This is a genomic window from Neorhizobium sp. AL 9.2.2 (assembly GCF_013317225.1).
In the GTDB taxonomy this organism is placed as follows: domain Bacteria; phylum Pseudomonadota; class Alphaproteobacteria; order Rhizobiales; family Rhizobiaceae; genus Neorhizobium; species Neorhizobium soli.
This window is the reverse complement of the sequence record NZ_JAALXU010000001.1, coordinates 802,316-814,937: the sequence shown is the minus strand read 5'-3', so window position 1 is coordinate 814,937 and position 12,622 is coordinate 802,316. Positions and strand designations below refer to the sequence as shown.

The following is a 12,622-nucleotide window of genomic DNA, read 5'->3' as shown; positions in this document are numbered from 1 at the left end:
GGAAAGACGCGAAGACGTGAATATGAATGTTGAAATCACCCGGCTCCCCTCCGGGCTCACAGTCGTGACCGAGACCATGCCACACCTGGAGAGCGTCGCGCTCGGTGTGTGGATCAAGTCCGGAGCCCGCAACGAGACCGAGAACGAGCACGGCATCGCGCATCTTCTCGAGCACATGGCGTTCAAGGGCACAGCGAGGCGCAGTGCCCGCGATATCGCCGAGCAGATCGAGGATGTCGGCGGCGAGCTCAATGCCGCGACCTCGACCGAAACCACATCCTATTACGCAAGGGTGCTCAAGGACCACGTGCCGCTCGCGGTCGATATCCTTGCCGATATCCTGACGGAATCGGAATTCGACGAGGAAGAGCTGCGCCGCGAAAAGCACGTCATCCTGCAGGAAATCGGCGCGGCCAACGACACGCCCGACGACGTGGTGTTCGACCGCTTCTCCGAAGTCGCCTATCGCGGCCAGACGATCGGCCGCGCCATTCTCGGCACGCCGGAGACGGTAAAAGGGTTCACGCCGCCGCAGATCCGCGGCTATCTCTCGCGCAATTATACGACCGACCGGATGTTCATCGTCGCGGCCGGCGCTGTCGACCACCAGGTGTTCTGCAAGCAGGTCGAGGAGCGGTTCGCCAGCCTGCCGACCATGCCGAGTGCGACGCCCGTTCTCGAGCCCGCCCATTATATCGGCGGCGACACCCGCGAAGACCGCGACCTGATGGATGCCCAGCTGCTGATCGGCTTCGAGGGCAAGGCCTATCACCAGCGGGACTTCTACTGCTCGCAGATTCTCGCCAACATCCTCGGCGGCGGCATGTCCTCGCGGCTGTTCCAGGAAGTGCGCGAGCGTCGGGGCCTTTGCTATTCGGTTTATGCATTCCATTGGGGCTTTTCCGATACGGGCATTTTCGGCGTCCATGCGGCGACCAACGGCGACGAGTTGCCGAACCTCGTGCCTGTCGTCGTCGAAGAGCTGCGCAAGGCGTCCGAGACGATCCATCAGGCGGAAATCGACCGGGCACGTGCGCAGATCCGCGCCCAGCTTCTGATGGGACAGGAAAGCCCTGCCGCCCGCGCCGGCCAGATCGCCCGCCAGATGATGCTCTACGGCAAGCCGATCCCCAATGACGAGATGATGGAACGGCTGGAGGGGATCACCACCCAGCGGCTGACCGATCTTGCCGGACGTCTGTTCTTCGACACGGTGCCTACGCTTTCGGCGGTTGGGCCGATCGCACAACTGCCGTCGATGGAAGAGATCGCGGCGTCGCTTTCCTCACCAGGCGTGACAACCAAAAAGGCGGCCGGCTGATCAAGCCGCCTGCCCTGCCCGGAGCACACGAGCACCATGGCCAAGTCCGTGTTTCGGTTCCTATCGCGACATCCGGACACACCGGAGATCTCAGGCGAGCGCCACATCATGCGCCTGCCGCTTTATGCCGACTACAAGGCCTGGATGACGCTGCGGTCGCAAAGCCGGGCGTTCCTGCAGCCGTGGGAGCCGACCTGGCGCCCTGACGAGCTGACGGAATCGGCGTTTCGCGCTCGCGTGGTGCGCGCCACCCAGGAACATGCGTCAGGCGTCGCCATGCCGATGCTGCTTTTCCGCCGCGACACGATGGAGCTTTTGGGGGGCCTGACGATCGGCCATATCCGCCGCGGCGCGTCGCAGAGCTGCATGGTCGGCTACTGGATGGGCGAGAAACATTCGGGCCAAGGCCATATGTTGGCCGCATTGGAGATGGCTATCCCCTACATCTACGACGGACTTCAGTTGCACCGGATCGAGGCAGCCTGTATTCCGGACAATTGGAAAAGCATCCGGCTTCTCGAAAAGGCCGGATTCGAGCGGGAAGGTCTTTTGCGGAAATATCTCAAGATCAATGGCGAGTGGCGCGACCACGTGATTTTCTCCCGACTGCCAGAAGATGGTGAATTTGCGAAAATGCTGAACACATGATGCTGCGTCACATGAGTTTCTCGGCCATGCCGCGCCTGCCGTCGGTTCTTGGAATTGTTTCCGCTGTCTTGATGTTTCTTGCGGCGGCGACGTTTGCACAGGCGGCCGAGCCGGTGAAAATCTCGCGCGACGACACCGCGCTCGATCTCACCCGCACCACCGACATCTACGCCAACCAGGGCGAGGCCTTTCAGGTGTCCACGGCCGCTGCTGCCGACGGTATCCGCCGCCGCATCGAGGTGCGCGCATCTTCGCCGTCGCACCAGGGCGACTGGGCGGTGTTTGCGCTTTCCAACGTTTCCGAGGAGCAGCTGGAGCGGGTAATCGTCGCGCCGCATTTCCGGCTGGTGAATTCCAAGGTTTTCTGGCCGGATCTCGGCTCGCAGCGCATCATCTCGATCACGCCATCGGAAGGGTTTGCGCTCGACCGTATCGCCAGCCCCGATGCCGACGTGTTCCGCATCACGCTCAATCCGGGCGCCACGATCACCTTCGTCGCCGAGCTTTCGACGCCGGCGCTGCCGCAGATCTATCTCTGGCAACCGGATGCCTACAAGGATTCGGTCAACTCGTTCACGCTCTACAAGGGCATCGTGCTCGGCATTGCCGGTCTGCTTGCGGTGTTCCTGACCATCCTGTTCGTGGTCAAGGGAACATCCATGCTGCCGGCGGCGGCAGCCCTTGCCTGGGCGGTGCTTGCCTATATCTGCGTCGACTTCGGGTTTCTCGACAAGCTCATTAGCGTGACATCGTCCGACGAGCGAATATGGCGTGCCGCAGCCGAAGTGGCGCTTGCCTCGTCGCTCGTCATCTTTTTGTTTACCTATCTCAACCTCAACCGCTGGCACGTGCATCTGGGCTATGCGACGCTTGCCTGGGTGGCCGGCCTCGTGCTCCTCGGCGGTGTGGCGATCTACGATCCGTCTGTCGCATCCGGTATCGCGCGGCTTTCGTTTGCGTTGACGGGTACTGTCGGCATCCTCCTGATCGTCTATCTCGGCTTCAACCGCTATGACCGCGCCATCCTTCTGGTGCCGACCTGGGCGCTGCTGCTGGTCTGGCTGTTCGGGGGATGGCTGACGGTGACCGGCCAGCTCGACAACGACATCGTGCAGCCGGCGCTTGGCGGCGGACTGGTTCTGATCGTGCTTCTGATCGGCTTTACCGTGATGCAGCACGCCTTTGCCGGCGGCGCCTACCAGCAGGGTCTGTTTTCCGATCTGGAGCGGCAGTCGCTGGCGCTGACCGGTTCGGGCGACACCGTGTGGGACTGGGATGTGGCGCGCGACCGCGTGGTGACTACGCCCGACATCTCGACGCGGCTTGGCCTCGAGCAAGGCTCCATGCACGGGCCGGTGCGCAACTGGCTGCCGCGGCTTCATCCCGATGACCGCGACCGGTTCCGCGCCACGCTGGACGTGCTGCTGGAACATCGCCGCGGCCGGTTGAACCACGAATTCCGGATTCGCGCGGAAGACGGGCATTTCCACTGGCTGCAGATCCGCGCACGGCCGGTGCTCGGCTCAAACGGCGAAATCATCCGCTGCGTCGGCACCGTCATCGACGTGACCGAGCAGAAGAACTCGATCGAGCGTCTGCTGCAGGACGCGATGCATGACAACCTGACCGGGTTGCCGAACCGCCAGGTATTCCTCGACCGTCTGCAATCGGTACTGACGCTGGCACCCGGCGACGGGCATCTGCGCCCAACCGTCATGGCGATCGATATCGACCGCTACAAGCAGGTCAACGACTCGCTTGGAATTGCCGCAGGCGACAACATTCTGATCGCGCTGACGCGGCGCCTGCGTCGTCTCTTGAAGCCACAGGATACGCTGGCACGGCTTGCCGGCGACCAGTTCGGCCTCATCCTTGTGTCCGAGCGGGACCCGGGCAAGGTCGCGGATTTCGCCGATGCGGTGTCCAAGGCAATCATGGTGCCGATCAACTTTGCCAACCGCGAGATCGTGCTCACCGCCTCGATCGGCCTAGCCTCCTGGGTAGATCAGCAGGAAAGCGCCCCGGGACTTCTCGCCGATGCGGAACTGGCGATGTACCGGGCCAAGCGCGCCGGCGGCAATCGCGTCGAACCGTTCCGTCCGGCATTCCGCTCGACCGGTACAGATCGTCTGCAGATCGAAACTGACCTTCGCCGCGCCATCGAGCGACGCGAACTGACACTCGCCTATCAGCCGATCATCAGGCTTGTGGATGGCGAGATCGCCGGCTTCGAAGCGCTGATGCGTTGGGAACATCCAAAACGCGGCAGCATTCCGCCCTCCGAATTCATTCCGATCGCCGAAATGTCGGACCTGATCGGCCCTCTCGGCCTCTTTGCGATGGAACGGGCGGCCTCAGACCTCACGTCCTGGCAGGCACAAACCGGTTCGCTGCCGATCTTCGTATCCGTCAACGTCTCGAGTGCGCAGCTCCTGAACGCCGATCTCTACAATGACGTCCGGGCGCTGTTGCAGCGGACGCAGGTGGCGCCGGGCCAGCTCAAGCTGGAGCTGACGGAGTCGCTGATGATGGAGAACCCGGAACAGGCGCGTCTTGTTCTGGCCAAGCTCAAAGAGACCGGCCTCAGCCTCGCGCTCGACGACTTCGGTACCGGCTACTCTTCGCTCGGCTATCTCACGCAGTTCCCGTTCGACACTATCAAGCTCGACCAGTCGTTGGTGCGCGATGCCACCGACAAGCGTGCTGTGCTTCTGCGCTCGGTCATCGCCATGGCGCGGGCGCTCGAGATGGACGTGGTGGCTGAGGGCATCCAGACCGACGAAGACGCGGCAGAGCTTGCCAAGATGGGCTGCCATTTCGGACAGAGCTACCTGTTCGGCCCGCCGGCGACGACGGATGCGATTGGCCGACTCCTGAAAGAACGGTTTCCGCTGACGAAACGGGCTTGAGTTCCGACTTTCTCATCCTGCCCTTGTGGCGGGGATGAGGGAGACCGGCTATCGCTCTCGTCAACCAAGCCTCACCTGTGTTTCGAGCAGCCTGACAGGCCTGATGTCAGGCCCGTCCGCGTGCATAGAGCCTGATCACACAGCCGTTGCCATCGCAGCGCCGCTCATGGCTTCCCAAGTCGCGCCCGGATGCTGACGGCGGTTTTCCTGGATCATGTCGTGGATGAACTGCAGCTTGGTGGTGACCGCCGGGGCGAGGATGAACGGATAGAGATCCGGCACACCCATGGCCCTATGGATGCTGTTCAATGCCATGCTGAACGGAATCCACGCCCGAACGAGCTGCTCGGCGCTCGCTGCCTCGTAGGGCTGGAACGCAACTTCCGCTGCAAGTTCACCGTGACGTCGCGGGTCGATCGACAGGCCGTAGGCGCGCGCCATTTCGAGCGTATCGACGATATGGATGTAGTGGGCGAAGGTCTCGGCAAAATCCTCCCACGGATGCGAGCTCGCATAGGTGCTGATATAGGACTGCTGCCAGCCAACGGGCGGGCCTTCTTCGTAGTTGCGGCGCAACGCGTCTGCATAATCCATCGTCTCGTCGCCGAACACGGCACGGAATGCATCGGTCCTGCCGCCGTCGCGGATGAGCTTGTCCCAGATGTAGTGGCCGGTCTCGTGGCGGAAGTGGCCGAGCATCGTGCGATAGGGCTCGTTCATGGATATGCGGATCTGCTCGCGCGTCGCGTCGTCGGCTTCGGCAGCGCGGATGGCGATCAGGCCGTCTTCGTGGCCGGTCATGGCGGGCTTCACCGTTCCATCCGGCTGAATTTCGTCGATCAGGAAATCGAAGACGAGGCCGCCCTGCGGATCTTCGTCGCGGTTGGTGCGCGGCAGGTTCCATTTCATCAGCGAGTAGAACAGATGGCGCTGCGCCTGGCTGATGCGACGCCACTGGTCCAGCCCCTCCTCGGTCGAGGCGTCAGGCACCAGGCGGTTGTGCCGGCAAGCCGGGCAAAACGGGTTCGGGTCCTCGGCAACGACCGTCCAGTTGCAGATATCCAGGCTGCTGTTGGCACAGAGCCTCACCTTGCTGTCAAGGTCACCGAACAGGTGCCAGGTCGGGTCCGCCACGGGGGCGTCGGGACCCGAAACCATCTCGTCCTGCTCCAGAGCCATGATGGCAAGCTTTTCCGGAACGAAAGCCAGTTTGTAACCGCAGTGGACGCAGTTGCGATTGTCGAAATAAACCGGTTGGCCGCAGTGATCGCAGTCGAAGAGGCGCATGGACAGATCCGCTAGACGAAGTGGAAGTTGGGGTGAACTGAATTCTGGATGATAAAAAACCTGCCCCGGTAGGACCGGAACAGGTTTCTGGATTTGGCGGATTCGGATCGCTTAGGCGCGATCAACGATGTCCTTGCCGGCTTCCTTGATCTTGCCCTTGGCCTGCTGGGCTTCGCCCTTGGCTTCCTGGGCAGCGCCCTTGGCTTCCAGCTCGTGGTTGTCGGTCATGTCGCCGACAGCCTGCTTGACCTTACCGGAGACTTCATTGCCCATTCCGGAAATTTTATCGCTGGTGCTACCCATAGTGTTTCTCCTTGAGCTTAGCGGCATCGTTTTCGATGTCTTGCACTAGGAGAACTCCGAGCCTTGGCAGTTCGTTCCGGCATAGCTCAAGAATTTCAGAAATTCAGGCGTGGCCGGCGTCGGAGGACAGCATTGCGGGCGTCACGCCCATCGAGGCGAGCGCGCGCTCGTACTTGTCTTCCAGCGTCGTACCGAAGATCAGATCTTCGCTGGCCGGGCAGTTCAGCCAGCCGTTGCTGGAAATCTCCCGCTCCAGCTGTCCTGCACCCCAGCCTGCGTAACCGAGCAGCATGGTGGCGCGTGATGGCCCCCTGCCGTCACAGATGGCGCGGATGATATCGAGCGTGGCGGTGAGCGAGATATCGTCGCTGACGGGAATGGAGGACTCGCTCGAGAAGTCGTCGGAATGCAGCACGAAGCCGCGACCGGTTTCCACCGGACCTCCAGACAGGATCGGGAACTCACGGCATTCGTGCGGGAGGGCAATGATCTCGTGCTCGTCCAAGAGCTTGAGGTGCCGCAACACTTCCGTGAAGGAAATTTCCTGGGAGCGGTTGATGATAAACCCCATGGCGCCGGCCGGAGAATGGGCGCAGACATAGATGACCGTGCGGGAAAAATTGGTATCCTGCATACTCGGCATCGCAATCAGGAACTGTCCGTCAAGAAAGCCGCGTTCGCGACCGCCCTTGCCGCCGTCGTCCTGAGCACCCGAGAGAAGCGAAAAAGCCATCATGCCTCCACCTGCAGCGCTTTGAAACCTATTCTAGCAAAACTGCGGCCGTTTGAAATGTCTGTACTGACTGTCTTTGAAGGCCGGGCCCGCCTGGTTGTGAGAGCGTGCCGTGGCTGCTGCTTCACAGCAGCGTTCCTGAAACATGGGGCACGAACCGCGGCGATCAACGGAAAATGATCCTGTTTTTCGAAAGCGCTGCTGGTTCGTTCAACATTTAACGGCTAATCCCTGAGCGATGAGGAGCCTGACCCCAATTCGAACCACAACCGCAAACCTGTTGCTTGGCGCTGCCATCTGCCTTGGATTGCAGACGGCGGCGGCCAATGCTCTGGCGGAAATGACGCCCTGGGCCACCAACGAGGGCGGCCGCATGCGGATCGTCACCATGCCTCCAGAGCCCGATGGGACGGTGCGCGGGGCGCTGCAGATCGAGCCGAAGGATGGCTGGATCACCTATTGGAAAGAGCCGGGTGAAGCGGGCATTCCGCCGCAACTGACATTTTCGCGCGAAAGCGGGATCACCTCCCAAACGATGTCCTATCCGGTTCCAAAGCTAATCACCAACGGTGACGTGACCGACATCGGCTATGATCGCGCCGTGGCATTTCCGTTTGCGCTGAAGCTCGACAAGCCGACCAAGGCGGGGCAAGCCTCACAGGTCTTGCCGTTGGGGAGGGCAAGCATCGACGTTTCCGCGTTTATCGGCATTTGCCGCAATATCTGCATACCCTTCCAGGCCGAATTCTCTCTGCCGATGAAAGCGGTCCGGGGCACGCCGGTGGAAGAGGCAATGATCCTCAACGCCGCCAGCGCCGCACTCCCCTCGCCTCCGGCCAACGATTTTGCCGTGACTGATTATGCGATGGTGAAGGGCGGGAAGGTTCTACGGCTGACGCTGCGGCTGCCGGACAGTGCGACCGCGCCGCCGCAGGTGGTGGTGACCGGTCCCGAGGGGCATGTGCTATTTGAAAGCGTCGATGCGAAGCGGCAGGGTCATGCCTATACGCTGGATATGCCGGTGGGCAAATTGCCTGACAATTACGACATCAGCGGCAAACGGTGGGGCATTCTGGCGACCAGCGGCAGTCGGTCCATGGAGACGTCCATCGTTTTCGACTGAGACCCCTCCTGTCTTCGCTTGCCTCTTGCCGACCGCGACCTATAGTTCCGCCGAACGGCAAACTTCAAGCAAACAGGAGATCCCATGACCATCGCCATCGGTGAAAAACTACCCAGCGCCACCTTCAAGGAAAAGACTGCTGACGGCCCGGTCGAGATCTCGACGGACGCGCTGTTTGCCGGCAAGAAAGTCGTGCTGTTTGCGGTACCCGGCGCCTTCACGCCCACCTGCACACTGAACCACCTGCCCGGCTATCTCGACAATCGCGACGCGCTGCTTGCCAAGGGTGTCGACGACATCGCCGTCGTTGCCGTCAACGACTGGCATGTAATGGGCGCCTGGGCACAGCAGACCGGCGGCATGGACAAGATCCATTTTCTGGCCGACTGGGACGGTGCCTTTACCAAGGCGATGGGCCTTGATGCCGATCTTTCCGCCGGCGGGCTTGGCGTGCGCTCCAAGCGCTACGCGATGCTGGTCGAGGACGGTGTGGTGAAGTCACTCGACATCGAGGAAAGCCCTGGCCAGGCCACCGTCTCGGGTGCCGACGCGATGCTGGAACGCCTCTAAGTCAATTAGTATTCCATGAGATCGTTTGAGGGGCTCATGCCCCTCATTCCCATTGCGCATGAGACGCTAGAGCCCGCCTCGAACCATTACACTGCCATATCGAAAACCATCAGGCCCGACACGCCGCCATCGGATGCGGCGACAATTCGTTCGGCGACGGTAATATGGTCGGGATGGACGAGATAGGCGTCACGGCTTTCCAGCGTGTCGAAGGTGACGATGAAGCCGTCGAGGAAGCCGCCGTTTAGCCCTTCCGATGAGGCGTTCGGGCCGGACTTCACATCGACAATGCCGGGAATGAGCGTTTTGAGGCCGTGAACGGCGTCGTAGATTTCCTGCTTCTCTGCCGGCTGCAATGCAGTCTTGAAGCGCATGAAGACGCAATGAAGGATCATCGGTGGGTCCACCCTATGGCTGTTCTGTATGGCGCGAAATCGTCGTGGAGCCTGCTTCAACGCTATGCCCGACGGGAAACCGCTTCGCACCTTTGCTGCAAACCACCCTCAAGAGCAACCGCTACTTTCTCTTGAACGGCGCCATGCCGGTGCGGGCCAGTTCGTCGGCGCGTTCGTTTTCCGGATGGCCTGCATGGCCCTTGACCCAGTGCCACTTGACCTTGTGGCGCTGGTTGGCGACATCGAGCTGCTGCCACAGTTCACCGTTCTTCACCGGCTTCTTGTCGGCCGTCTTCCAGCCGTTTTTCTTCCAGCCGAAGATCCACTTGGAAATGCCGTCCATCACGTATTTGCTGTCGGTGTGAAGATCGACCTCGCAGGTGTCCTTGAGCGCATTGAGGGCGCTGATGGCGGCCATGAGTTCCATGCGGTTGTTGGTCGTTTCGGCCTCGCCGCCGGACAGTTCCTTGGTGGTTTCGCCGTAACGCAGGATAGCGCCCCAGCCGCCCGGGCCGGGATTGCCGGAACAGGCGCCGTCGGTGAAAATGTCGACCTGTTTCATGATGTCAGTCCATAATCTGCAGCAGAGGAAATGCCGCGGTGGAATCGCAGCTTGCGGAGGTATTCGAGCGGATCCTTCTTGACCACCAGCGCGCCCTCGGGCGTCGTCAGCCAGTCATAGAGCCGGGTGAGGAAGAAGCGCAGGGCCGAGCCGCGGGCAAGCACCGGCAATGCGGCGATCTCCTCGGAAGACAGCGGCCGGACGCTGCGGTATCCTTCCAGCATCGCCATGCCCTTTTCGACGTTGTAGCTGCCGTCCGCTTCGAAGCACCAGGCATTGAGGCAGATGGATACGTCGTAGGCGAGCAGGTCGTTGCAGGCGAAATAGAAGTCGATCAGGCCCGACAGTTCGTCGCCCAGGAAGAACACGTTGTCCTGAAACAGATCCGCATGGATGACGCCCGCGGGCAAATCCTTCGGCCAATGGGCGGCGAGAAATTCCAGTTCCGAGGTGATCTCGTCCTGCAGCCCCGTTTCGACCTCGTCGGCGCGGTCCGCGGATTTCTCCCACAGGACCTTCCAGCCATCGAGCGACAGCGCATTGGGGCGCTTGATCTTAAACCCTTCGCCGGCGAGATGCATCTGCGCCAGCGCCTTGCCGACCTCGCGGCAGTGCCTCGCCTCCGGCCGTCTCAGCCACATGCCCTCGAGAAACGAGATGAGGGCCGCCGGCCGGGTCGAGAGTTCGCCTAGCAACTGCCCGTCGCGGCGTGGCAAAGGCAGCGGGCAGGACAGACCCCGATCGGCCAGGTGCTGCATCAGGCCCAGAAAGAACGGCAGGTCGGATTTCTCGACGCGCTTTTCATACAGCGTCAGGATCAGCGGCTCGCGGGTTGTGTGCAGCAGGAAATTCGAGTTCTCGACGCCCTCGGCAATGCCCTTGTAGGACGTGAGCTCCCCGACATCATATTCGGCCAGGAACCGGTTCAGGTCGATTTCGGTGATATCGGTATAGACGGCCAAGATTTCGTCCCGCTGATGATCGTTGCGCTGGATCTCTTCCTAGAGCGTTTCCTGGCCAGATTGAAGCCTGCTGTTGGCTCAAAAGGGGTCGAATGGTCGCCTTTGCCCTGATGAAAATCTGCCCCGGCAGATCGCTTCAATCCGGGCCGTGAACTCAAAAACGGCTATCGGTACCGATGAACCCATCGATAGATGCGGTGTCAGACATTTTGCAGACATATCCCCAAATTCAGGTCGGGAAAAATTTACGCCGACAATGCTGGCGTAGACAAACAATATAGCGAACCATCGACCGGTACTGCTTAAAATCGGAAAAATTGGCGAGTGATTCGATGTTGATCCCGGGTCTGACTAACGTCTATCTTATCGGAATAGTCGGACTAGAATTTCTAACGATATGCGCTCGAGTGCTTGGCTATGGCCCCGCATTTGCTGCCTTTGGCAGCATGGCTGTTGCTGCCGTCGCATACTTTCATCTGACGCTGGTAAAGACCAAAGTCCGCCCTCTTGTCGGAAGCTTGCGTGATGAGGATCGTCGCGCGGAGATGAGATGGCTGGTCGTCATCGCTCCGATTTTCATCATGTGGATCAACTCGGTTCCTATCTCCGGAAAATTCCCGATAGATTACGCGGTCGATATCTGGAAATCGGTATTCTTTATAGCGGTAATGGTCTGGTGTCTTGTTGAGGGCGCAATCAGGATCCGCTTCTAGTGTCCACGCCGACTTGGCCGGTGCTTCGCTAGAGCCGGAAGCGGTTCATCCAGCGGAGAGAGGGCGCTCGCCGTTGACCCAGGCCATGTCTTCGATGGTGAGGGGGACGGAGCGGAGTTCGCGGTTGACGAGGAAGTTTTCGGTTTCCTCGGCGGTGATCGCAAGCTCGATTTCGGCCGAAAACCTCTGCTTGAAGGCTTCGATGATTTCGTCGACGATGACTTCCGGGGCAGAGGCGCCGGCGGATAGGCCGAGCGTCTGGATCTGGCCGATCTCATCCCAGTTCAGCTCGGAGGCGCGCTGAACCAGGATCGAGCGCCGGGCGCCGGCCCGGAGCGCGACTTCGACGAGACGCTTGGAGTTGGACGAGTTCGGTGCACCGACGACGATGAAGAGATCGCAGCCGGGTGCTGCCTCTTTCACCGCTTCCTGGCGGTTGGTGGTGGCGTAGCAGATACTGTCGGCGGCCGGTGCCGTCAGGTTCGGAAAACGTTCCTGCAGCTTGGCGATGACGCCCGCGGTATCGTCCACCGACAGCGTCGTCTGGGTGACGTAACCGAGATTGTCAGGATCGGCGGGGATATAGGCTTCGGCATCGGCGATCGTGTCGACGAGCGAGACTGTGCCTTCCGGCAACTGGCCCATTGTGCCGATCACTTCCGGATGTCCAGCATGGCCGATCAGCACCACATGGCGGCCCAGCCGCTGGTGGCGCATCGCCTGCTTGTGGACTTTTGAGACGAGCGGGCATGTGGCATCGAGATAGAACAGGTTGCGGGCCTGCGCATCCTCGGGCACCGATTTCGGCACGCCATGGGCGGAAAACACGACCGGCTGCTGGCGATGCTCGGCTGGGATCTCGTCCAGCTCCTCGACGAAGACGGCGCCCTTGGCTTCCAGTCCCTCGACGACATAGCGGTTGTGGACGATCTCGTGGCGGACATAGACCGGCGCGCCATAGGCCTTCAGCGCCAGCACGACGATCTGGATTGCCCGATCGACGCCGGCGCAAAAGCCGCGCGGACCGCAGAGGCGGATCGTGAGAGCCGGTTTTGTGACCTGGATGTTCATGTCGCTTCCGTAAGCCGTTGCAGCC

13 protein-coding genes are annotated in these 12,622 nt (G+C 61.1%); 6 read left to right on the top strand and 7 right to left on the bottom strand.

From position 1 onward, the window contains the following. The first annotated feature begins 22 nt into the window (after positions 1-22). The 3 genes from G6K99_RS03855 (at position 23) to G6K99_RS03845 (ending at position 4,878) form a co-directional block, all read left to right on the top strand. Entirely contained in the window at positions 23-1,321 is a 1,299-nt protein-coding gene (locus G6K99_RS03855) for a pitrilysin family protein (RefSeq protein ID WP_062453613.1), read from the top strand. Between the two features lie 36 nt (positions 1,322-1,357). After that, positions 1,358-1,969 carry a GNAT family N-acetyltransferase gene (locus tag G6K99_RS03850; RefSeq protein ID WP_092661488.1) on the top strand — a complete coding sequence of 204 codons (612 nt, stop codon included), beginning with the start codon at positions 1,358-1,360 and terminating at the stop codon, positions 1,967-1,969. Between the two features lie 71 nt (positions 1,970-2,040). Beyond that, entirely contained in the window at positions 2,041-4,878 is a 2,838-nt protein-coding gene (locus G6K99_RS03845; protein WP_371816136.1) for an EAL domain-containing protein, read from the top strand. A 135-nt stretch (positions 4,879-5,013) separates the two neighbouring features. Here G6K99_RS03845 and G6K99_RS03840 read toward each other — a convergent pair whose 3' ends face one another. The 3 genes from G6K99_RS03840 to G6K99_RS03830 all read right to left on the bottom strand — a co-directional run bounded on the left by G6K99_RS03840 (position 5,014) and on the right by G6K99_RS03830 (position 7,201). After that, positions 5,014-6,165 (bottom strand): putative zinc-binding metallopeptidase, encoded by a 1,152-nt coding sequence (locus G6K99_RS03840; protein ID WP_174195761.1) that lies wholly within the window; start codon positions 6,163-6,165, stop codon positions 5,014-5,016. Positions 6,166-6,276: 111 nt separating this feature from the next. Continuing rightward, positions 6,277-6,468 (bottom strand): CsbD family protein, encoded by a 192-nt coding sequence (locus tag G6K99_RS03835; RefSeq protein ID WP_062453615.1) that lies wholly within the window; start codon positions 6,466-6,468, stop codon positions 6,277-6,279. Positions 6,469-6,571: 103 nt separating this feature from the next. Beyond that, a complete protein-coding gene (locus tag G6K99_RS03830) occupies positions 6,572-7,201 on the bottom strand; it encodes a YqgE/AlgH family protein (RefSeq protein ID WP_062453616.1) in 630 nt (209 codons plus the stop codon). Positions 7,202-7,481: 280 nt separating this feature from the next. On the opposite strand from G6K99_RS03830, the gene G6K99_RS03825 reads away from it, so the two are divergent. Then, entirely contained in the window at positions 7,482-8,324 is an 843-nt protein-coding gene (locus tag G6K99_RS03825; protein ID WP_244631351.1) for a protein-disulfide reductase DsbD domain-containing protein, read from the top strand. Positions 8,325-8,408: 84 nt separating this feature from the next. Continuing rightward, positions 8,409-8,894, top strand: a complete 486-nt coding sequence (locus G6K99_RS03820; protein WP_062453618.1) for a peroxiredoxin — start codon at positions 8,409-8,411, stop codon at positions 8,892-8,894. Positions 8,895-8,980: 86 nt separating this feature from the next. Here G6K99_RS03820 and G6K99_RS03815 read toward each other — a convergent pair whose 3' ends face one another. The 3 genes from G6K99_RS03815 to G6K99_RS03805 all read right to left on the bottom strand — a co-directional run bounded on the left by G6K99_RS03815 (position 8,981) and on the right by G6K99_RS03805 (position 10,813). After that, the gene (locus tag G6K99_RS03815) at positions 8,981-9,289 is read right to left on the bottom strand and encodes a Dabb family protein (RefSeq protein ID WP_062453619.1); all 309 of its coding nucleotides are present in this window, start codon (positions 9,287-9,289) and stop codon (positions 8,981-8,983) included. A 121-nt stretch (positions 9,290-9,410) separates the two neighbouring features. Further along, on the bottom strand, positions 9,411-9,854 hold the full coding sequence (gene rnhA / locus G6K99_RS03810; protein ID WP_244474026.1) for a ribonuclease HI: 444 nt from the start codon (positions 9,852-9,854) through the stop codon (positions 9,411-9,413). Beyond that, on the bottom strand, positions 9,848-10,813 hold the full coding sequence (locus G6K99_RS03805) for a homoserine kinase (RefSeq protein ID WP_174195759.1): 966 nt from the start codon (positions 10,811-10,813) through the stop codon (positions 9,848-9,850). Before G6K99_RS03805 ends, rnhA begins: the two co-directional genes overlap by 7 nt. 332 nt (positions 10,814-11,145) lie before the next feature. Here G6K99_RS03805 and G6K99_RS03800 point away from each other — a divergent pair, with 332 nt between their 5' ends. Further along, positions 11,146-11,526: a hypothetical protein gene (locus tag G6K99_RS03800; RefSeq protein WP_092661479.1), complete on the top strand. Its 381-nt coding sequence runs from the start codon at positions 11,146-11,148 to the stop codon at positions 11,524-11,526. A 45-nt stretch (positions 11,527-11,571) separates the two neighbouring features. Here G6K99_RS03800 and ispH read toward each other — a convergent pair whose 3' ends face one another. Beyond that, entirely contained in the window at positions 11,572-12,597 is a 1,026-nt protein-coding gene (gene ispH / locus G6K99_RS03795; RefSeq protein ID WP_062453623.1) for a 4-hydroxy-3-methylbut-2-enyl diphosphate reductase, read from the bottom strand. Positions 12,598-12,622: the final 25 nt, after the last annotated feature.